Here is a 22,129-nt window from a genome sequence, read left to right on the forward strand (position 1 = left end):
GGATTAATTTCCTTTACCCTGAGAACAAATTTTTGTAGTTGATGAACACAAAAAAAGCGTTCCTGAGAACGCTTTTTCACTTTAATACTATTCAATTTGAATCAGATTTAAGGAGCCGGTGTGATTACTTTTCTTTCCCCGATTTGTTGTCTCCACATCGCATAGTACAATCCTTTTAAATCTAAAAGATTCTCGTGCGAACCCGTCTCAATCACCTTACCACGTTCCAGAACATAGATTCTATCTGCGTGCATAATGGTGCTTAATCGATGGGCAATCAATACGGTAATCTGTTCTTTTTCTTCAGAAATTTCTTTGATGGTGGATGTGATTTCCTCCTCAGTAATACTGTCTAAAGCAGAAGTTGCTTCATCAAAAATTAATAAATTAGGTTTTCTCAGTAAAGCTCTTGCAATGGCAATTCTTTGCTTTTCGCCGCCGCTCAGTTTCAGTCCGCCCTCGCCGATGACGGTGTCAATTCCATTTTCTGCTCTTTCAATTAATGCTGTTGCGCTGGATTTTTTTAAAGCCAGATCCAAATCTTCATCTGTAGCATTAGGATTTACAAAAAGTAAGTTTTCTTTAATAGTTCCTGCGAAAAGCTGGGTGTCCTGTGTTACAAAACCTATTTGATTCCTTAATTCGTCAAAATCAAATTCTTTACCGTTGATTTCATTATAAAAGATAGAACCTTCTTTGGGTCTGTATAATCCGACTAGTAATTTCACCAACGTGCTTTTTCCTGAACCACTGGGTCCCACAAACGCAATGGTTTCGCCGTTTTTCACTTCAAAAGAAATATCATTTAAAGCTTTATATGAAGCGCTCTGATGTTTAAAAGATACATGATTAAATTCTAATTTTTCAACAGCTCCAATCTGTTTTGGAGTATGTGGCTTTTCTTCAACCTCCTTTTTCATCAATGTATCAAAATTATGCAGTGATGCTTCAGCTTCACGATAGGAGATAATAATATTCCCGATCTCCTGCATTGGTCCGAAAATAAAGAAGCCGTAAAACATCAATGATAAATATTGACCGGGAGTTACAATATTTCTGAAAATTAAAAACAAAAGGGTAAGCGTAATCAGTTGCTGAAGGAAGTTCACCATGGTTCCTTGAATAAAACTTAAAGAACGAATGCTTTTCACTTTTTTAAGTTCAAGTCCGAGAATTTTATACGTGTTGTTATTAAGACGTTTTACTTCCTGCTTGGTTAAACCTAAACTTTTAACAATCTCAATATTGCGGAGACTTTCGGTAGTGCTTCCTGCTAAACCTGTCGTTTCGGTAACGATTGTTTTTTGAATATTTTTAATTCTTTTGCTTAATAAATTGGTAATAAAAGCGATCAGGAAAATTCCAACTACATACACCGGCATAATTGACCAGTGCAGACGAATGGCATATACGGACACGAAGATAATACTCACCAAAATCCCGAAGAAAATATTGATGAAATTGGTGATGAATTTCACAGAGTCTTCTCTCACTTTCGTTAAGATAGAAAGGGTCTCGCCGCTTCGCTGATCTTCAAATTCCTGATAAGGCAATGCCATTGAATGCTGCAACCCATCTGTGAAAATGTTAGCACCGAACTTTTGTGTAATTACATTCACTACATAATCCTGAAATGCTTTGGCAATTCTGCTGATCATCGCAGTTCCTATCAAAAGTGCCAGAAAGTAAAATGCTCCGTGGTAAATATCTGTTCCATACAAGTATTCGTCTAAAGTTCTGGGGGCGATCTTTTCCTTGTCAAAATGATTTGGATGTGTCACCAGCTGATCCAGAATATTTCCTGTAATTGCCGGACTGAACAAGGAAAAAACCTGATTGATTGTCGCCAAAACTAATGACAGGATCATCAACCATTTATGTGGTTTTAAATAACGTAATAATGTTTTCATTCGTAAAATAACTGCCTGCAAAATTACAGATATAAATCGGATAGAGAAGGGTATAAATATAGATTTAGAGCATAAGAATTATGAGAATTTTAGGTTTGAAATTACATATATTTGAATGACTAAGAACAAGACAAAATTCACCCACAAATCTTCACAATCATCATGTTTAAAACCAGGTTTTTCGCTTTACTATTTATTCTCCTCTCATTCATTTCTTTTGCTCAGACAAAGGTGAACACTGATGATCAGGCAATCAGAAAGTCACTTGTTTATTTTGTAAACAGTATTAAATATAAAAAAATAGATCAGGCAGTTGAATGTATTTATCCAAAATACTTTACAATTATTTCTAAAGAACAAATGACTCAACTGCTAAATATGACCTATAATAATCCTTTATTGAAGGTTGATGTGCAGGATATGAAATTTGGAAACATTGAAAAGCCTGAGCTCATCGACGGTGAATATTATTCTATCGTAAATTATTTTCCTAAACTGAAATGCAACGTAAGTGCAATGAATGAAAATATGAAGACCAAGATAGGAGAGGCAATGATTTCGAAATATGGAAAACAGAATGTTAAATATTTGCAGAACGAAGGATCCTATATCATAAATGCAAATATGAGAGCATGTGCAATTTCAAAGGATAAAAAAAGTTGGAAGTTCTTAATTCTGGAGAAACAATATAAACCACAATTAGTAAAGATCTTGCCAAAGAAGATTTTGAATAAGATATAATTTAGAAACAAATAAAGCTGATTAATGACAATCGGATTTTTTATTGATCATCACATTTTCCATCCCAAATAGATTGAATATTGATTTCGTGATTGTTAAAATTAAATAATTTCTGAGGAGTACAATCCTCGTTGATTAGATGTACTTTTATCTTTAATTCAGAGGTTTTCATATTCAAATCTTTATTGAAATTTACAAGTTAAAGCATATACGGCTTGCGATGTGTCTAATAATTTTCAAGCAGAACGACCGTTGACTTGTAGTTTTCATTAAGGTTTTTTCACATTGTTTCTATTTGCGGTTCTTCTTACTAAGATTACATGAGAGAAATAGCTTCTGCCATTGTTGAAGATGGAGAGGACGCATCTTTATCATAAGTATCAGTAAACAAATTATCAAATAAATCTTATAAAATTTCCCTACTTTAGTGCAAAATAACATCATGAATAAAAGTTTGTTGCTCTTTTTTATATTCTATTTGACGATTGTTTCAGCACAGGGAAAGAGGTTTTTTGAAAGCGGGGACGCAATACTGAAAAACCCTGTTGAGAAGATCAATCTTACATTTGCCAACGAACTTCCTTTAATTAAAGTAAGCATTAACGGAAAACCTTATCAGTTTCTTTTCGACACCGGTGCTCCTACCGTTATTTCCAATGCAGTGTACAGTGAACTAAATCTTAAAGAAAAGCATAAAAGAAAAGTAGGAGATTCTCAGAAAAATAAGCAGAAACAGGTGTTTACAATACTTCCAGAAATGACTGTAGATCAAATTGTTTTCAAGAATATCGGTGCTGTGGTAGTTGACCTCGAAGGTCATGAATTCGGATGCTTAAAGATTGATGGTATTATTGGAGCCAATCAGATGGCTAAGCTTTTTTGGAGAATAAATTATTCTGAAAACCTACTTGAAGCCACAAAAGATTTGAAGCAATTTTCTACAGAGGGCTATGAAACGATTTTCTCTTTTAAACCAAAACCTCAGAAAACCCCCATTCTAGAATCTCAGATTTTAGATAAAAAAATGAATCTCACTTTTGATACCGGATTTACCGGAAGCATCAAAATTGCCGAAAATAATTACGATCCCAAAAATGGAAAAGTAAAATTTGTAGAAACTTACGGCGTCAATTCTGTAGGTGCGTTTGGTACCGGAAAACCTGTGTCGTCTTATCATTTCAGACCAGATGAAGTGATAGTTACCACACAAAAATTTGAAAATGAAATCGTAATGACGGGAAGCTCAAATCTTCTCGGAAATGAGTTTCTGAAGAAATTTCAATTCATTATCGATTGGGGCAACAATAAAGTTTATTTACATCGTATCAAGAGTGTTCCGGCAAAGCTCGAGTCTTTCGGTTTTGCATACCGATTTATTGATCTTAAAGCCAAAGTAGTGCTGGTTTTTCAAGGGAATGATGTTCCTCTGAAGATTGATGATGAGATTTTGAGCATCAATGGTATAAGCTTTGAGAATTTGAATCAGGAGTCATCTTGTCAGTATTTATTGAACCGTGTTGAAAAAAGCACCAATTCTATTACGGTTAAAGTAAAAAGAGAAGGGAGGATTCTGGATTTTATGCTGGCCAAGAAGGAGTATTTGAATTAAGATGATTCTATAAACTCCGTTATTCGAGTAGGTTTTTGAAGAAAACCGTATCGAGAATCTTTGTGATTATTTACTATTTATTTCTCGAACCAAGGTTTTGAATTAACCATTGGGTTCATTAATGATTTGATTTTTTTATTTTGAATTTTTCCTGTTTTAGAGAAAGTAAATAGTTTATTGTTTTTAAAGAAAAGCTTTTTTGGAGATAACTTTCTACTTTGACCTCCACCAGAAATTAAATTTAATGCATATTCATTACTGGTTATCTCATTTGATATTTTATCTGAAGACAAAACCATTTCAATTTTACTATCAGATTTTAAAGTATCTTTTATTTCATTAACCTTTAAATAAATGTTCTTACCTCCCTCAATTTCCCAAGTTCCAATATTCCAGCTTGATGCAAGATCAAATTTCCAATAGTATTCAAATGTGTAATTTGATTTCAAAATTATTTTTTCGCCAAAATCATTGTTATATTCACCAAAAATTTTCTCCTGAGCATTAAAATAATGGATGGATAGAATAAAGATTAAAAAATATAAAGCTCTCATCGGATCGTAATTATCTGTTACCAGTTCTTATCAATCATATAAATCATCTGCGTCATCACCGTGGCACCCAACAGCAATTCTCTTCGGTTCACTTTCTCAAAAGTATCTTCTTCGGTGTGATGAATGTCAAAATATCTTTGAGAATCCGGAACTAGTTCTGCCGTAGGAATCCCCATATCTTTCAAAGGATAAATATCTGTCCCGGAATATCTGCCTTCAAAGTCGTAGGCTCCATAGGGCAGAAAGAGAGGTGACCAGCTTTTGATTTGATTTCTTTTGGCATCATCCATTTCAAGAGCCACCCCTCGTGGAGAAAATCCGCCTGCGTCTGATTCTAAAGCAAAAATGTGCTTTTCTCCTTTTTCTTTGACGTATTTTCCATATTGCTGTCCGCCTTTTACGCCATTTTCTTCATTGGCAAAACACACCACTCTTATGGTATGATTATTTTTTATGTTTAAATTTTTAAATGTTCTTAAAACTTCAATGCTCTGAACAATTCCTGCTCCGTCATCATGCGCACCTTCGCCCACGTCCCACGAATCTAAATGTCCGCCCACGACAATAACGCTCTGATCTTTTTTACCCGTGATCTCACCGATGACAGAATGAGAAAGTTTTTCGCCTTTCATTCCACAGTTGGAATTGAGTTTTGCGGTGATCTTATTTGATTTTAAAAGCCTTTCAAGTTCGTCAGCTGTTGTATTTCCAATTGCCACTGCTGGAATTTTCGCAACATCGTCTTTGTATCTCATTGCTCCGGTATGCGGTACATCGTCAAAAGCTGATGACAGCGACCTCACAATAGCAAACTTGCCACCTTTCTCAGCGGTTAACATTGCGGCTGTCGAGCGATAAGCTGATGCATCACCATAGGCTTTGAAAGTCTCAATGTAAGACTGACTGAAAGGGTAGTTGAAGAACACAATTTTGTCTTTTACTTTCTCGGCAGGAAGCTTTTCGTATTCAGCAAAAGATTTTACCATAATGATTTCTCCTGAAACATCTTTTCCTTGAGTGCCTTCGGAATTTCCTAATGACAGCATTTTTAAAGATTTCCATTTTCCATCATTCATTTTAACTTGCAAAGATTCCTTTCCTCTTTCCCAAACCGGAATCATCACCTCCTGAAGCCACACTTTATCAGCGCCTGCTTCCTTCAGTTTTTGTTCAGCCCATTTCACCGATTTTTCATAAGCCTCGGATCCGCTTAAACGGTGACCGATGTTTTTCGTTAAATCTCTAAGCTCATTATAGGCTTTTCCTTTATTTAAAATTTCTGTTGAAATTCTGTTGAACTGGATGGAGTCTTCTTTGGTTTGAGCAAATATATTTAAGCTTATGAGTAGAGTGATTGTTGCTACTAGTTTTTTCATGATATTGATGGCAAGAAATGATTTTTTTATTGAAATATTAATTTAAAATGATCATTAAATTTTTACAACTTTAGTCTTGGCTAACAAATCACCTAATCTTTTACTTTCTTGTGAGTTTGTAATGAGGATTATTGCAACTAAACCGAAAAAGAACATGTCAATGGGATCAACAATGTGCCTTAAAAATGATTGTTTTATAGTTATATCCAGCTCAGTTTTTTCGTCTACTGGTTTTAGTTTTACTAAATAATTTCCAAATGTTGATTGCAGATTAACTTCAATGACGCAATTATACACAAACCAAAAAATAAAAACTGGAAGTGCTTTTACGCCACTCACATAAAATTCGCCCTCTGAATTTACCTCACCAAAATATTGGATATATGCGAATGTTGCACAAAATATTAGCGTGTAATCTATTAAACCAGCAATAATTCTTCGAAACAAAAATTTTTCTTTCTTCAATTTTATTAATATTTGCGGAAATTTATCATTTTACCAAACTACCAATTCTTATCAATCATAAAAACCATCTGCGTCATCACAACCGCTCCCAAAAGCAATTCTCTTTTGTTGACTTTGTCGAAAGTATCTTTTTCCGAGTGGTGATAATCAAAATATCTTTGGGTATCGACTACCAATTCCATTAAGGGAATATCCAGTTTTTTTAATGGTGCTATATCCTGAATCGCATAAGTCTGGTCGAAATCGTAAACGCCATACGGAAGAAAATACTCTTTCCAAGGAAAAACCAAACGGCGTCTCTGGGGTGACATATCAAGGGAGAAACCTCTAGGTGAATACCCTCCGGAATCTGAACCCAGAGCGATAATATGTTTTTCATCTTTCTTTTTAACCTGAGCTGCGTACGTTTCCCGGCCTTGTCCACCATTTTCACTGTTAGCATACAAAACAACTCTGATCGTATGATTATTATCGTAGCCTAATGCTTTAAAAGTTCGTAAAACTTCCAGACACTGAACTACGCCGGCGCCGTCATCATGAGCACCTTCCGCAAAATCCCACGAGTCAAGCTGAGCGCCCAAAACAATCACCTTAGCATCTTTTTTTCCGGGAATTTCTCCGATGATATTATGATTAATAGTTTCACCTTTTGATTCGGCAGTCATATTCAATTTTGCTTTGACGTTTTGTTTTTTCAAAAGTTTTTCCAACTCGTCAGCAGATTTTACTCCAATCGTTACTGCTGGAATTTTTATTTTATCCTCCGGTTCATAATAGATTTGTTTTGCATGTGGGATATCGTCTGAAGCGGTAGTAAGCGATCTTATAATTAAACCTCTTGCTCCTTTTTTACCGATTACAGATGCGGAAAGTAGTTTAGACTTAGCAGCAATAAGGTAAGAATCTACTGTACTGATTAATTTTTGGTCGATAGGGTAGTTCACAAAAATGATCTTATCCTTTACCTGTGCGCTCGTGAGATTAACCAATTCCTGAACATCATTCACCAGAAGAAGATCATAAATCATATCTTTCCCTCCAGTCCCTTCAGAATTCCCAAAAGACATCATACGGATGCTTTTCCACTCACCATTTCCTGCTTTAATCTGTAAAGATTCTCTGCCTCGAATCCAGATAGGAACTCTAACTTCCTGTCTCCAGATATTTTCTGCACCGGCTTCTTTGAGGTTTTTCTCCGCCCAGTCGGCCGCTTTTGCATAACCAGGACTTGCGCTGAAACGTGGTCCCACGCCTTTTGTAAGTTCGTTTAGATTATTATAAGCAGTTCCGTTGGTCATTATTTCATCTGAAATTTTCTTAAACTCATCGATATAATTAAATTTCGGAATCGGCTTCAGCTTTTTAACGGGCTTTTTTTGAGAAAATATAAATCCACTCAAAAAGAGTGGAAATATGATGAGCAGAATTTTTTTCATTGTACTGACCTTTTTCTTTTCGGTGCATAAAAATAAAGAAAAATTCAGTAAGTATGGTAGATTTAGATTGTGCTTCTTTTCTTTAACGCAAAGAGCGCACCGATTTTTTGATTAATTATTGTTTTAAGATTAAGGAAGGTGCTCCAAAGATTAAGGAAGGTGCTCCAATGAGTAAAAACCAAGAAGCTTTTAATTTAAATAAAAGTGTGACGATAAAAAAATCCTCAAAACTATTTATAATTTTGAGGAAATATTATATTTAAACTTTCGCTGTGAATAGTATACGATAAGCTAATCACCAGCAGCCAATTATTTCATGTCGTACATCAACAATGCAGTGACCAATTTTGGTTCGATAAATGTACATTTTGGAGGCATACGAAGTTTCAAGTCAGAGATTTTGATCATATCATTAAAGCTTACTGGATAGATTCCAAAACCTACTTTTCCTTCACCGTTGTCAACTTTTTCTTTTAAAAGCTTAATGCCTTCGATGTTGGAACTTCCTTTGACGTAAGAAATCTGATCAGAACTGTCTGAATCTTCAATTTTCAGAATATCTTGAATAATATATTTATCTAAAAGATGATGATCTAGATTATCCAAAGACATCTCCTGGGAACGTAAATCGTGCTTCACGTGAAGAGAGTAGAACTTCCCATCGATGTACATAGAAATGTGGAATTTCTGCGACGGATAATAAGGAATCTCTTCCTTTTCGTGAATTAAGAAATATTTCTCAAGGCTTTTCAAAAATTCTTCCGTCGTCAAATCTCCTATACTGCTCACAATTCTGTTGTAATCGTGAATTTTTATGGATTGGTTAGAAACGATGAAACTATAAACGAAATTATATGCTTCAGTTCCGTTATGCTTTTTGTTTTTGTCTTTAAGACGCTTTGCGTGAAGGGCAGTAGAACCAATTCTATGATGGCCGTCGGCAATGTAGAAAGAATCAATCTGATCGATAACTTCTTTGAACTGCTGAAGTTTCAGACGGTTATCTATTCTCCATATTTTATGCCTGATGCCTACAGTATCTACATGATTGAAGATAGGAACGTTTTTCTCCTCATGATTCATCAATAATTCAATCTTTGAATTGGATGGATAAGTCAATAAGACAGGTTCTGCCTGAAGGTTCACTTTATCTAAATAATGAGCCAATTTCTCTTTCCTCTGTGGAATGGTACTTTCGTGTCTTTTTATTTTTCCGTTCCAGAAATCTTCAATACTCGCAAGGCCTAAAAGGCCTCTGAAAACCTGTTTATTAGGGTAAATTTGTTCATACAAATAATAAGACGAACTGTCTTGAACGAGTGTTTTATCATCCAAAAGTTCCTCAAAAGTTGAACGTATTTTCCTTAAATTCCGGTCTACATCTTTAGATTTACTTACAACGTATGGTTTGATCATATTGATGTAAGTTTTTTCTTTTTGCGCTTTTTCTGCAATTTCAGCCTGAGTGAAATTATCTAAAGGATGAGTAGGAAATGTAGCCTCATGATCTTTATGAGGTCTAATTCCGCGGAAAGGTTTAAAAACTGGCATATATTTTTTATAGTTTCTTTTTAATCTCAATAATCTGTTCGGCAAGCTCTACACCTATTTTTTCCTGTGCGTCAATGGTGTTTCCACCAAGATGGGGTGTGAGAGACAGGTTAGGATTCATTAATAAAATCAGTTCGGGCGTTGGCTCGGTTTCAAAAACATCTAATGCTGCTCCGGCCACTTTCCCGGATTCGATATAATTTACAAGAGTTACTTCATTAAGGACACCTCCTCTTGCCGTATTTACAATAAATACACCATCTTCCATTTTTTCAAATTCTGGAGTGTCTATCACATATTCATTGGTTTTAGGAGTGTTGATGCTGATAAAATCTGTATCCTTATAGAAAGCATCAGTATCGTTGCTTGATGTAATTTCAAAATCAACCGTCTGTCCGTCAAAAAAACTTAAACTGATGGTTTTAGTTTTTGGTTTTCTTGTCAGAACTTTCACTTTCATTCCTAAAGAAATTCCCATCTTAACCACTTCCTGACCAATACTTCCAAATCCAATAACGCCCAAAGTTTTACCTGAAAGTTCATATGCATTGTTGAAAGATTTTTTTAAAGCATTGAAATGTGTATCTCCTTCCAACGGCATTAATCTGTTGGATTCATGCAAGAATCTTGCTAAAGAAAAGAAATGGGCAATAACCAGCTCAGCTACTGATCTCGAAGATGCATTGGGTGTGTTTATAACATACAAACCTTTCTCAATGGCATATTCTACATCAATATTATCCATGCCAATTCCACCTCTTCCTACAATTTTCAGGTTTGGACAAGCGTCAATCAAATCTTGTCTTACCTTGGTGGCACTTCTCACCAAAAGAACATCCACATTATTTTCATTAATGAAATTAATAACGTGATCCTGCGCAACTCTGTTATCGAGTACTTCGATTCCTGCTTTTTTTAGAGCAAGCTCTCCTGCTTTTGAAATACCGTCGTTAGCTAAGACTTTCATATAATTGTTTTAGATATTTTGATCTTAGACTTCAGATTTCAGACTTTTTTAGCCTGTTATCTCATGCCTGAAATCTTATAATCTTTTTAATTTTTTTTCGTTGCCTAATTTAAGTTATTTTATTGACTTCATCACATCTACTAAAACCTGCACGCTTTCAATAGGTAAGGCGTTATAGAGACTTGCTCTGTATCCCCCTAAACTTCTGTGGCCGTTAAGTCCACTGATTCCTGCGGCTTTCCATGCAGCATCAAATTCTTCTTTTTTGCTTTCGTCAACTAATTTAAAAGAAACATTCATCAAAGAACGGTCTTCTTCAACACAGAATGTTTCAAATAATGGATTACTGTCGATTTCCGTATATAAAAGTTTTGCTTTTGCTTCGTTTCTTGCTTCAGCAGCTGCTATTCCACCGTTATTTTCTAAATGTTGCAAAGTCAATAACGATGCATACACAGGAAAAACCGGTGGCGTATTGTACATTGATTCTTTAGAAATGTGCTGAGAGTAATCTAAGATTGAGAACATGTTTTCTCTACCTGTTTTACCTAAAATTTCTTTTTTAATCACCACTAAAGTAACTCCGGCAGGACCCATGTTTTTCTGAGCTCCGGCGTAGATTAAATCAAATTTAGAGAAATCTAACTGTCTTGAGAAAATATCAGAACTCATATCGCAAACCATCAAAGTATCCACTTCAGGGAATGACTTCATCTGAGTTCCGTAGATTGTATTGTTTGAAGTACAGTGGAAATAATCATATTCTGAACCTACTGTATAATCTTTAGGAATGAATGAATAGTTTTCTTCTTTTGAAGAACCTACCACATCTACTGTTCCTACTTTTTTAGCTTCCTTCACAGCTCCTGCAGCCCAAGTGCCAGTATCTAAATAAGCAGCTTTACCGCCAACCTTCATCAGATTGTAAGGTACCATTGCAAACTGCAGGCTTGCGCCACCTCCCAAATACAAAACTTCATAATCATCACCCAGATTCATCAGTCTTTTTACGATGGCACGAGCTTCATCCATTACCGCAACAAAATCTTTGCTTCTGTGCGAAATTTCAAGAAGTGACAAACCGATTCCGTTAAAATCTAAAATAGCTTCCGCCGATTTTTCGAATACTTCCTGAGGTAAAATACATGGTCCTGCGCTGAAATTGTGCTTTTTGCTCATAATTTTATTTTTGTTTTTTGAGATTTGCTGATTGATTAATCTGCTATTTCTAAATTGATTTATTAAAATTTAAAGTAAAAAAAACCGTCTCATGATGTATGAGACGGTGTATTTTTATTCACCGTGTAAAAATGCTTTTTTATTTAGCAGTGCTTCTTCAGATTCTACATGGTCTTCATCTGGCACGCAGCAGTCAACAGGGCAAACCGCTGCACATTGTGGCTCCTCATGGAAACCTTTACACTCTGTACATTTGTCTGTAACAATGAAGTATACATCATCACTTACGGGTTCCTGCGGAGAATCTGCATCCACCGTTAAACCCGAAGGTAAGGTTACGGTACCGCTCAATTCTGTACCTTCTGAAGCTTTCCAGTCAACTGCTCCTTCATATATTGCATTGTTTGGACATTCTGGTTCGCAGGCGCCGCAATTAATGCATTCGTCAGTTATTTTAATAGCCATCGCTAATTTTTTTTAAATTTGCACAAAATTACAAAATATTCCCCACTTTTACAGTAATTATGAATATCGAAAAACAAGTTTTAGGACTTATTAAATTAAGTGAATACATAAAGAGCTATTTAGCGAAAAAAAATGAAGATTTTAATGAAACTGATTTTGAATTTGAATCGGTCATTAAAAAGTCTGAAATAGAAAATCCTTGGTTTACCATAGAGAATCAAAAATTTGCTTTGAAGCAATGGTTGGATTTGTTGACAGAGGATAATTTGAAGCCTTGGCTCAGCAATTATACACCATCAAAAACCATCAAAAAAGTGGGGTTGATTCTTGCTGGAAATATTCCTCTGGTGGGTTGGCACGATGTGATTTCAGTAGTTTTAAGCAATCATATTCCTTTGATAAAATTATCTTCAAAAGACAAACAGATGATTCCTTTTTTATTGAAAAAATGGAAAGAATTTTCTGAGAATGAGATTGAATATGAGTTTGTTGACAGACTTACGGATTTTGATGCTGTAATCGCTACAGGAAGTAATAATACTGCGAGATACTTAGAGTATTATTTTAAAAATCATTTAAGTATTATCAGAAAAAATAGAACGTCGGTTGCTGTGATAAAAGGCGAGGAAACGGAAGAAGAACTGAAGCTACTGGCTCAGGATATTTTCCAGTATTTTGGTTTGGGTTGCAGGAATGTGACAAGGATTTTCATTCCTGATGATTTTGTTATTGACAGAGTTTTTGAAAGTTTTATTGATTTTAAAGAAATTATCAATCATAACAAATATGCCAATAATTATGATTATAACCGTGCGGTCTATCTCTTGAATCAGGATCAATTCTGGGATAATAATTTTGTGATGCTGAAGGAAGATGAGAAGCTTTTTAGCCCGCTGTCTGTGATTCATTTCAGCAGGTATTCTTCTTTGGATGATGTAAAGGATTTCATTAATGAGAATGAAGAAAATATTCAATGTGTAGTTGGTAAGGATGAGTTAGGATTTGATACAATTTATTTCGGAGAAGCACAAAATCCAGGTTTAGATACATATGCGGATAATGTAGATACGATGAAGTTTTTGGAGGTTATCTAAATTTTCATCTCGCAGATCTTAATTTCAACAAAAACTTGATACAGGTCTGAAACAAATGAAGTTAAAAATTAGCAGTCTCTTAATTTTTATTCCTAAATTTACTTATCAACCAAAAAATATTTAATGAAAAAAATAGCAATTATTCTGTCTTTTGCCGTATTCCAAATAAGCTTTGCTCAAAAGGTGAAAAAAGCAGAAATAGTAAAAGATAACCGAACGACTGAGCAGAAATTAGAGCTTGATAAAAAACAGAAAGAGCTTTTCAACGGTAAATTTGAACAGTTTATCACTGCATTGAAAGTATCTGATAAAGAAACAATGGAAGGTCTGATATCTGATAAAACAAAATCAAAAGTGACTGATAAGGTTTATCAGAATCTTTCCAGAGATATTGATTTTAAGAGAAAAATAGTAATCTATAAAACAGGTTATCAGTCATTCATGACCGGTGAGAACTTTCCTATGATTCAATATAAATATGCGGACGATCAGACAAAACCTGATCCGAAAGAAATTATTACCGCTATTTTTGAAGAGAACGGAAAAATTATGGGTATCAAACCTTATAAACAAACAAAATAAATTTTATTAAATATTAAAATATAATATGATGACAGATGTTTTAGTTGCGCATTCAACCGATGTTGAAAAGGCAAGTTTTTACAAGAAAACCTATTTACACGTTGCTTTTGCAATTCTTGCGTTCATTGGTGTTGAAACCGTTTTACTTAATGTTGTGCCTGCTGAAGTAATCGGTTTAATGTTCGCTCAGAAATACACTTGGTTGTTGGTTTTGGGTGTTTTTTGGCTGGCTTCTTTTTTAGCATCAAAATGGTCGATGTCTCAGAGTAAATCGACACAGTATTTCGGGTTAGGGTTTTATATTTTGCTGGAAGCTGTTATTTTTCTTCCACTAATCTATATAGCAATAGCTAATTCTGATTACAATGTGATTTTTCAGGCAGCGACGCTAACAATTGCTATGTTTGCAGGAATTTCTGCAGTAGCCTTCACTTCTAAAAGAGATTTTTCATTTCTTAGAAACATCATCACCATCGGTGGTTTTATTGCTATTGGATTAATTGTTGCGGGAATGATTTTCGGTTTTAATTTAGGACTTTGGTTCTCTGTTGGGATGGTTATTTTAGCTTCGGCAACAATCTTGTATCAGACCAGTAAGCTGAAAGATTCATACGCAACCAACCAATATGTGGGAGCTTCTTTGCAGCTATTTGCTTCAATAATGCTACTGTTCTGGTATATCCTAAGAATTTTGATGAGCAGAAGAAGTTAATTCAGAACGTGAGTTTTTTTAACAGTTATAAAAAAAATCCTGATGTTATTTCATCGGGATTTTTAGTTTTAAGAATAAAAATTCTTAAATATTTAGTTTTGAATCTTAGCTGACTTTGAATGTTATTTGTCAATTGATCCTAACACCTTTTGAGCAAATGAATTCAAAGCATCTTTCTCGCTCATGCCGTTTTGTACATTGGCGTGAACTTCTAAAGCTCCGCAGATATTGGTAATCAACTCTCCGGCAACATTTAAATCTTCTTCGCTAGTTCCTCTGAATTCGCTGAAACTTTCCAAAACTTCTAAAGTTTTTTCAAGATTCTCAGGAGTTTGGTTTTGGTAAAACTGTCTGATTACTGGTAATTTCATGTGTGATTTTTTAATGTATAAAAATTCGCTTTAACGCCAATGTATTACGATAATTCGTTGAATAAATTAATTAAACTTTCTGCCTGATTAGACTGAACCTGATTCACCAATTCACCATTTTTGAAAATAGCAAACGTAGGTAAGTTATCAACTTTAGCTAATTTTCTGCTTTCAGGAAGTTTTTCTGCATCTACATATAAAAATGGAATTGTGTCATTTTCTGAAGCTAATTTTTTGAATTTTGGTTTCATGATTCTGCAGTTCCCACACCATGTTGCTCCGTACTGTACAACCACTTTTTCATTGTCACTTACAATATTTTGAAGTGTATCTTCTGTCAATTCTGTATACATAATTTTAATTTGAAAGTTTGGAAATATATTAATATGAAATGCTATTTAATAGAAAATGAGATAATTTTCAACTAATCATGTGACTAATTTTAAAATTATCCCATTTTCAAATTAACACATTATCTTAGTTCTTTGCTAAGTATTCAGCAGTAGAAGTTCTGTCAGCTTTCATCGCATCTTTTCCTTCTTCCCAGTTTGCAGGACAAACTTCACCGTGCTTCTGAACGTGCGTGTAAGCATCAATTAATCTTAAATATTCTTTCACATTTCTTCCCAACGGCATATCATTTACAGACTCGTGGAATACTTTTCCAGTTTCGTCAATTAAATATGTTGCTCTGTAAGTTACATTTGAACCTGTGAAATACTCATTTCCTTCTTCGTCAAATTCAAGATCCTGATCAACAATATCTAATAAATTTGCCAATTGTCTGTGAGTGTCAGCTAAAAGCGGATAAGTAACTCCTTCAATACCACCATTGTCTTTAGAAACATTTAACCAAGCAAAGTGTACTTCGTTTGTATCGCAAGAAGCACCGATTACTTTAGTGTTTCTCTTTTCGAATTCACCTAAAGCCTCTTGGAAAGCGTGAAGCTCAGTCGGGCAAACAAAAGTAAAATCTTTTGGGTACCAGAATAAAATCACTTTTTGTTGGTTTTTTGTAGTTTCTTCAAAGATGTTGATTCTAAGATCATCACCCATTTCAGACATTGCGTCAATCGTTACGTTTGGAAATTTTTTACCTACTAAAGACATAATTTTCTAATTTTTTTTGATTAATTTAACGATGCAAATATACATTGTTTTATCTATTGAAAAACACATATCTGATAAATAAAATCTATAATTGTTTTCTAGGGGTATTTCTAAATAAAATTATGAAATACATAGATTACAGTATGTTATAATTTTATTTTATATTTAGAAAAAGTTTTTATCTATTAAAAAAAATCAGATTTAAGTTTAACCTAAATCTGAAATTATATTTTAAAAATATTTGAATTTTAAACCGCTTTTTCTAAAACGTCTTTTATTCTTCTCATGGCTTCTCTTAATTCTTCTTCAGAAGCCGCATAAGAGAATCTAATACATTCTGGACTTCCGAAAGAAACTCCGCCAACACAACCTACGTGTGCGTGCTCTAACAGGAACATGGCAAAGTCATCTGCATCTTTTATTTCGGTTCCGTTCAAAGTCTTTCCAATGTAGTAAGAAATATCCGGGAAGAAATAGAATGCTGCTTTTGGTAAAAGAACTTTAAATCCTGGAATCTCTTTCATTAAGTCAAACATTACGTTTCTTCTCTGCTCAAAAGCGTCAATCATATATTTGTATTCCGATGGATCTGTTTTTAAAGCGACAATCGAAGCTCTTTGAGCAACTGTGTTTGCACCACTTGTCATTTGTCCCTGAACTTTTTCGCACGCTTTTGCCAACCAATCCGGGCAAGCAGAGTAGCCGATTCTCCAACCTGTCATTGCGAAAGCTTTAGACATTCCGTTGATTACTGCGGTTTGCTCGTACACTTCAGGAAATTGAGCAATAGAGGTGGTTTTTGTTTCGTAATTGATGTATTCGTAAATCTCATCAGAAATTACCGTTACATGAGGGTATTTAGCAATAACTTTTGCCAGAGATTTTAATTCATCAAATGTGTAATATCCACCTGAGGGATTACATGGCGAACTGAAAAGAATAGCTTTTGTTTTTTCATTAATGGCTTCTTCCAGCTGTTCTGCAGTTATTTTAAAATCAGTAACATATGAAGTGGGAAGCATTACAGATTCTCCTCCCATCATCTTTACCATCTCATCATAGCTTACCCAATAAGGAGTCGGAAGAATGACTTCATCACCATCATTGATGATCGCTGCCAAAACATTAATGATTGCCTGTTTTGCACCGTTTGAGACACAAATTTGTGTCGGTTTATAATCTAACTGATTGTCTCTTTTTAATTTATCTGAAATTGCCTGGCGAAGTTCCAAAAATCCCGGGACAGGCGAGTAGTGGCTGTAGTTTTCGTTGATTGCATCAAACGCGGCCTGCTTGATATTGTCCGGAACATCAAAATCCGGTTCGCCCAAAGTTAAAGAAATGACGTCAATCCCATTAGCCTTCATTTCTCTGGCTTTATTTGACATTACGAAAGTCTGAGAGTATCCTAGTCTGTTTACTCTGTCTGAAAGTTTATTCATGTATTCTTGTTGTCGTTTATAACAAATATATATAAAAACTAAATGTTAATGAAATGTCAGTTCATATTTTTAAAAAAAATCAGCTTGAAAAATTGATTAATTTGACATATTCGCTTCAAAAAACAGAACAAAATATGAAATAAAACTTATTTTTGCTTTTTATATTCAATCGTATGTCAGTAGCGTTAATCCAAAAATATTTCCCGGAGCTTTCCGAAAAACAGATCGAGCAATTTGCAAAATTAGAAAGCCTTTATGGTGAATGGAATGAGAAAATCAACGTGATTTCCAGAAAAGATATGGAATCACTTTATGAGAAGCATATTCTTCATTCTTTAGGTGTTGCCAAAATTATGGAATTTGCTCCAGGAACTAAAGTATTAGATATTGGAACCGGCGGTGGTTTTCCTGGAATTCCCCTGGCGATTCTTTTTCCTGAAACTAAATTTACTTTGATTGATTCTATTGGAAAGAAAATTACAGTCGTAAATGCAGTAGCAGAAGGCGTTGGGTTAACAAATGTAACTGCAATTCACGGTAGAGCTGAAAAGGTGAAAGAAAAATTTCATTTTGTAGTGAGTCGTGCCGTTACGCAGATGCCTGAATTTTTAAGGTGGCTGAAGGGGAAATTTGAAAAAGAACAGTTCAATAATAAGCATAACGGAGTTCTTTACTTGAAAGGAGGTGATCTTGCTGAAGAGCTTGCTGGATTAAGATGCGAGCTTTTTAACCTTAAAAATTATTTTGAAGAAGAATTTTTTGATACCAAGAAAGTGGTTTATTTATCAAAAGGTAATTTTAATTCGTAATTTAGTATCCGGAAGGAATAAATTGCGATAAATTACGTTTAATAATAATAAATCATTACAATACTATGAAATCATTTCTAAATATAAGTTTTGCTGTAATTGTTACAGGAATTTCACTTGTATCCTGTAAAGATGATGATTACGAAACGATACAGTCCGTTGAAAAAGTCAAAATTGACAGCGTTGCAGTGGTGAATGATACGATGGATGTTTTTTCTGTGCAGAGCATTAGAACGTACTCCAGTTACGCATCAGGATGTCAGGGATTTTATGGGTATGATTATATTCATAACGGGGATTTTGGCAGAGATGTTACTGCCTATCAGTTTAAAACGAACGGATTGTGCTCTCAGACTATTCATAAATCAGCAAATCAATTTAATTTCAGCCCGCAGAAGGTAGGTACTTATACTTTTAAATTTTGGAAAGGTGATAATAATTGGATCACCAAAACAATTGTAGTAGAATAATGAAAGGAATATTGTTAGTTTTTATTTTGATTTCCAGTTTCTTAAGGAGTCAGCGGATAGAGTGGAAGGAAGGCAGTAAGTTGGTTTGGAGTAATTTCAAAAGTAAAATTAATAATCAGCGCGGCAAAGATATTGTAGCATACACGCATTGTGGTTGGGTGTACTCTGTCACTAAATCATCTAATCCGAAAGGCATCGCAAAGGTCAGTATAGAAACAATTTTCAACGAAGATAAATCCTGGAAAGACGAAAAACGAATCAATGATTATGTCTTGAACCATGAACAGAAGCATTTTGATATTGCAGAAATATTTGCAAGAAAAATCAGAAAAGAAACCGTTGACAAAATAAAAACGACAGGCGATTACGATAAATATTTTCAGACCATTTATAATAGGATTATTAAAGATTATAAAAATTTTCAGGCTTTATACGATGGCGTAACAGAACACGGCATGAACAAAGAAAAGCAAGCCGAATACGATACACTGATCAGCAAAGAGCTTGAACAACTAAAAAACTTCAGAAAACCTTGAAATTTCTTAACAAAATCATAGACGAATTGCTGGCGCAAAATACAGATTTGTCACAGTTCAATATCGTTTTACCTGGTAAACGACCGATTGTTTTTATCAGGCAGATTTTAGAAGAACATCATTATTCAGGATTTCTCCCTAACTTTTATACCATTGAAGAATTGATTGGCGCCGTTGTCGATCAACAGTCTATTCAGGGGATTTCACTATGGCTTTTTGCATTCGACGTATATAAAAGTTTAAACCTTACTCCCAAAGATAATTTTGCAGACTTTCTAAAGTGGTTTCCAACGCTACAGAAAGACTGGGATGATATTTTAAAATTCACAGAAAGTGATGCTGCAGTTCTGCAGTATATGTTTGATGAAGAGCGTATTAAAGAATGGGCGCAGGATTTGGGTGACGATGAAGAAATCCCGAGAAAGAAGTTCCTGAATTTCTGGAGAAATATGAATGTTTTTCTGCCGGTTTTGAAGCAGTCATTAAAGGAAAAGAACTGGGCAACTCCGGGAATGATTCATGAGTTGGCTAAAGAAAAAATCACAGATTTTGCAAAAAATACAGATGAAAAATATGTGTTCTGCGGATTCAATGCCTTTACTCCGGTTGAGGAAAAATTGGTAAGAAATCTTTTGCAGTGGAATAAAGCACAATGCTTTTTTCAGGCAGATCATTATTATTTTGATGATGAAAGACAGGAGGCAGGAAAATTTCTTAGAAGGCATAGATTATGGAAAGAATTTAATGACAGCAGAGCATTCAGCTGGATCGAAAATGACTTCAATCAGCCTAAGAACATAAAAATCTATGAAGTTTCAGGAAATGTAACGCAAACTAAAGTTCTTCCCGATTTATTTAAAGATATCGACAATAAAACCTTCACCAATACAGCTGTGGTTTTATTGGATGAAAATCTTCTGCCTGCGAGTCTAGATGTAATGCATGACGTTGAAAATCTCAATATAACGATGGGGTTTCCGTTGAAAAATTTATCGTTCTCCAATGCGGTTAAGCAGCTTTTTTATCTACAGAAACAATTGGAGAAAAATAAATCGTCATATTATTACAGAGATGTTTTTCCCATTCTGGAAGAACTGCCCAAAACGGGTGATGATGAGAAGTTGGTAAATAATTTTAAATCTAAAATCGAAGAAAGAAATATAGTCTACATTCCCTCGGGTCTGCTATCTGAATTACTCAGCGCGCTGTCTTATTTCAATCTTCTTCAAAAAGCCGATTCGGGATATCAGTTTTTAGACTTGCTCATTGAATTCTGCCAGAAAATAAAATGGACAGAACTTGATGATATACAGTATGAAAACGTATCGCACTTCGAGAATTCATTTAGGATTATAAAAAATCAAATTACTCCATATAACTTTGAAATAACAATGGATACTCTAGAGGTTTTGCTTAATCATCATATCAATTCAGAAAGTATTGATTTTCAAGGAGAGCCATTGAAGGGACTGCAGGTTATGGGACTCTTAGAAACCAGATTACTCAATTTTGAAAATGTAATTTTACTTTCAGTGAATGAGGGTAAGCTGCCACTTGGGAATTCCCAGAACACCTATATTCCTTTTGATATAAGGAGACATTTTGACCTCCATACTTTTCTTGAAAACGACAGTATTTACGCCTATCACTTTTACAGATTGATTCAAGATGCAAAAAATGTTCACTTAATGTTCAACGCTTTAAGTTCTGGTGTCAACACAGGGGAAAAAAGCCGTTTCATTACACAAATTGAGATGGAAAGTAATCATGTCATTGAGCATTTAATTGTTGAAAATACTTCTGACCCCATTTCAAGTCAGCCTATCGAAATACAGAAAACTGACATTGTAATGGAGCAACTTGAAAAATGGAAAGCAAAAGTTTCTGCTTCGCATCTCACAAGTTATCTTTATAGTCCTATTGATTTTTACCTGTCGAAAATTTTAAATACTTCAGAAACTGATGAAATTGAGGAGGAACTATCCATAAGGAATTATGGAAATCTTGTACATTATACGCTTCAAGAAATCTATGAAGTTATCAAGGGTAGAGTATTAAAAATAAAAGATTTAGAAAGTTCAATTCATCAGATAGATGAATATATCAATATTGCCATTGAGAAGCTCAAACATCAGCCTGAATTTTATAATAAAGGAATGAATTTTATTCACAAAGCAATTGCTAGAAAAGTAATTGAGAATATTCTGAATCATGATTTGGAGTTGATAAAGCAGGGACATGCTTTGGAAATTATCGATATTGAAAGACGTTTTGAGAATATTGATTTTTATCTTGATGAAACTAAAAAGGACAAAGTTTCTTTCTTTGGGTTTATTGACAGGATTGACCGACTAAATGGAACTGTACGTATTATTGATTACAAGACGGCAAAAATCAAAAATTTAAGTGTAAAAATAGATTCTGAAAATAGGGATCATTATTTTCATCGAGATGACCGTAAACAGGCGTTACAGCTATGTATTTATCAGTATGTTGTACAGAATTTACCAGAATTTTGGGGTTTCCCGATTGAGACGGGAATCTGGAGTTTTGCAGATGCGAAGAAAGGAGTCACTTCTCTTGAATTTGCTGAAGGAAATCTTGATGATGCGATGCAGTCTGTAAAGAGCCTTATTATGGAAATTCTGAATCGTGATATTAGTTTTGTTGAGAGAACAAAAGTTTATAATTACTAAAAAGGATTACCGTCCGAACAACAGATACTAATCATTAAAAAAAAGTCCGGTTTT

The 22,129-nt window shown here is 34.5% G+C and carries 22 protein-coding genes; 9 read left to right on the top strand and 13 right to left on the bottom strand.

The features are described 5' to 3' along the window. Positions 1-107 precede the first annotated feature (107 nt). A complete protein-coding gene (locus AR685_RS00400; RefSeq protein WP_047443893.1) occupies positions 108-1,910 on the bottom strand; it encodes an ABC transporter ATP-binding protein in 1,803 nt (600 codons plus the stop codon). A gap of 162 nt (positions 1,911-2,072) precedes the next feature. Here AR685_RS00400 and AR685_RS00405 point away from each other — a divergent pair, with 162 nt between their 5' ends. Then, the gene (locus AR685_RS00405; RefSeq protein ID WP_047443894.1) at positions 2,073-2,651 is read left to right on the top strand and encodes a hypothetical protein; all 579 of its coding nucleotides are present in this window, start codon (positions 2,073-2,075) and stop codon (positions 2,649-2,651) included. Between the two features lie 442 nt (positions 2,652-3,093). Continuing rightward, on the top strand, positions 3,094-4,260 hold the full coding sequence (locus AR685_RS00410) for an aspartyl protease family protein (RefSeq protein WP_082671872.1): 1,167 nt from the start codon (positions 3,094-3,096) through the stop codon (positions 4,258-4,260). 77 nt (positions 4,261-4,337) lie between these two features. On the opposite strand, the gene AR685_RS00415 is transcribed toward AR685_RS00410, so the two are convergent. From AR685_RS00415 to AR685_RS00450, 8 genes are all read right to left on the bottom strand, one after another. Next, positions 4,338-4,709 (bottom strand): hypothetical protein, encoded by a 372-nt coding sequence (locus tag AR685_RS00415; protein ID WP_131777579.1) that lies wholly within the window; start codon positions 4,707-4,709, stop codon positions 4,338-4,340. 122 nt (positions 4,710-4,831) lie between these two features. Then, a complete protein-coding gene (locus tag AR685_RS00420; protein WP_047443897.1) occupies positions 4,832-6,190 on the bottom strand; it encodes a M20/M25/M40 family metallo-hydrolase in 1,359 nt (452 codons plus the stop codon). Positions 6,191-6,244: 54 nt separating this feature from the next. Then, positions 6,245-6,655, bottom strand: coding sequence for an RDD family protein (locus tag AR685_RS00425; RefSeq protein WP_052187849.1), 411 nt, complete (start codon positions 6,653-6,655; stop codon positions 6,245-6,247). 38 nt (positions 6,656-6,693) lie between these two features. Continuing rightward, positions 6,694-8,091: a M28 family peptidase gene (locus tag AR685_RS00430; protein ID WP_052187850.1), complete on the bottom strand. Its 1,398-nt coding sequence runs from the start codon at positions 8,089-8,091 to the stop codon at positions 6,694-6,696. 309 nt (positions 8,092-8,400) lie between these two features. Next, a complete protein-coding gene (locus tag AR685_RS00435; protein WP_059123759.1) occupies positions 8,401-9,642 on the bottom strand; it encodes a DUF1015 domain-containing protein in 1,242 nt (413 codons plus the stop codon). 7 nt (positions 9,643-9,649) lie between these two features. Further along, complete coding sequence (locus tag AR685_RS00440) at positions 9,650-10,609, bottom strand: D-2-hydroxyacid dehydrogenase (protein ID WP_059123401.1); 960 nt, start codon at positions 10,607-10,609, stop codon at positions 9,650-9,652. A gap of 114 nt (positions 10,610-10,723) precedes the next feature. Further along, positions 10,724-11,788, bottom strand: coding sequence for a 3-phosphoserine/phosphohydroxythreonine transaminase (gene serC, locus AR685_RS00445; protein ID WP_047443900.1), 1,065 nt, complete (start codon positions 11,786-11,788; stop codon positions 10,724-10,726). Between the two features lie 114 nt (positions 11,789-11,902). Further along, positions 11,903-12,253, bottom strand: a complete 351-nt coding sequence (locus AR685_RS00450) for a 4Fe-4S binding protein (protein WP_047443901.1) — start codon at positions 12,251-12,253, stop codon at positions 11,903-11,905. Positions 12,254-12,312: 59 nt separating this feature from the next. On the opposite strand from AR685_RS00450, the gene AR685_RS00455 reads away from it, so the two are divergent. From AR685_RS00455 to AR685_RS00465, 3 genes are all read left to right on the top strand, one after another. Next, entirely contained in the window at positions 12,313-13,347 is a 1,035-nt protein-coding gene (locus AR685_RS00455) for an acyl-CoA reductase (RefSeq protein ID WP_059123402.1), read from the top strand. A gap of 123 nt (positions 13,348-13,470) precedes the next feature. Beyond that, positions 13,471-13,929: a hypothetical protein gene (locus AR685_RS00460; RefSeq protein WP_047443903.1), complete on the top strand. Its 459-nt coding sequence runs from the start codon at positions 13,471-13,473 to the stop codon at positions 13,927-13,929. A 25-nt stretch (positions 13,930-13,954) separates the two neighbouring features. Then, complete coding sequence (locus AR685_RS00465; protein WP_059123403.1) at positions 13,955-14,641, top strand: Bax inhibitor-1 family protein; 687 nt, start codon at positions 13,955-13,957, stop codon at positions 14,639-14,641. Positions 14,642-14,763: 122 nt separating this feature from the next. On the opposite strand, the gene AR685_RS00470 is transcribed toward AR685_RS00465, so the two are convergent. The 4 genes from AR685_RS00470 to AR685_RS00485 all read right to left on the bottom strand — a co-directional run bounded on the left by AR685_RS00470 (position 14,764) and on the right by AR685_RS00485 (position 17,564). Continuing rightward, positions 14,764-15,012: a DUF6952 family protein gene (locus AR685_RS00470; protein WP_027375263.1), complete on the bottom strand. Its 249-nt coding sequence runs from the start codon at positions 15,010-15,012 to the stop codon at positions 14,764-14,766. Between the two features lie 44 nt (positions 15,013-15,056). Continuing rightward, entirely contained in the window at positions 15,057-15,365 is a 309-nt protein-coding gene (locus AR685_RS00475; protein ID WP_047443906.1) for a thioredoxin family protein, read from the bottom strand. 124 nt (positions 15,366-15,489) lie between these two features. Continuing rightward, positions 15,490-16,122, bottom strand: a complete 633-nt coding sequence (locus tag AR685_RS00480) for a peroxiredoxin (RefSeq protein WP_047443907.1) — start codon at positions 16,120-16,122, stop codon at positions 15,490-15,492. Positions 16,123-16,370: 248 nt separating this feature from the next. Further along, positions 16,371-17,564, bottom strand: a complete 1,194-nt coding sequence (locus AR685_RS00485) for a pyridoxal phosphate-dependent aminotransferase (RefSeq protein WP_059123404.1) — start codon at positions 17,562-17,564, stop codon at positions 16,371-16,373. A 173-nt stretch (positions 17,565-17,737) separates the two neighbouring features. Between AR685_RS00485 and rsmG the strand changes: the two genes are divergently transcribed. From rsmG to AR685_RS00505, 4 genes are all read left to right on the top strand, one after another. Continuing rightward, positions 17,738-18,373, top strand: a complete 636-nt coding sequence (rsmG, locus tag AR685_RS00490; protein ID WP_059123405.1) for a 16S rRNA (guanine(527)-N(7))-methyltransferase RsmG — start codon at positions 17,738-17,740, stop codon at positions 18,371-18,373. 65 nt (positions 18,374-18,438) lie between these two features. Next, positions 18,439-18,843: a hypothetical protein gene (locus AR685_RS00495; protein WP_047443910.1), complete on the top strand. Its 405-nt coding sequence runs from the start codon at positions 18,439-18,441 to the stop codon at positions 18,841-18,843. Further along, a complete protein-coding gene (locus tag AR685_RS00500; RefSeq protein ID WP_059123406.1) occupies positions 18,843-19,379 on the top strand; it encodes a DUF922 domain-containing protein in 537 nt (178 codons plus the stop codon). The genes AR685_RS00495 and AR685_RS00500 overlap by 1 nt, the downstream gene beginning before the upstream one ends. Then, complete coding sequence (locus tag AR685_RS00505) at positions 19,376-22,075, top strand: PD-(D/E)XK nuclease family protein (protein WP_059123407.1); 2,700 nt, start codon at positions 19,376-19,378, stop codon at positions 22,073-22,075. The genes AR685_RS00500 and AR685_RS00505 overlap by 4 nt, the downstream gene beginning before the upstream one ends. Positions 22,076-22,129 lie beyond the last annotated feature (54 nt).

It is taken from the genome of Chryseobacterium sp. JAH, assembly GCF_001507335.1.
Classification (GTDB): Bacteria; Bacteroidota; Bacteroidia; order Flavobacteriales; family Weeksellaceae; genus Chryseobacterium.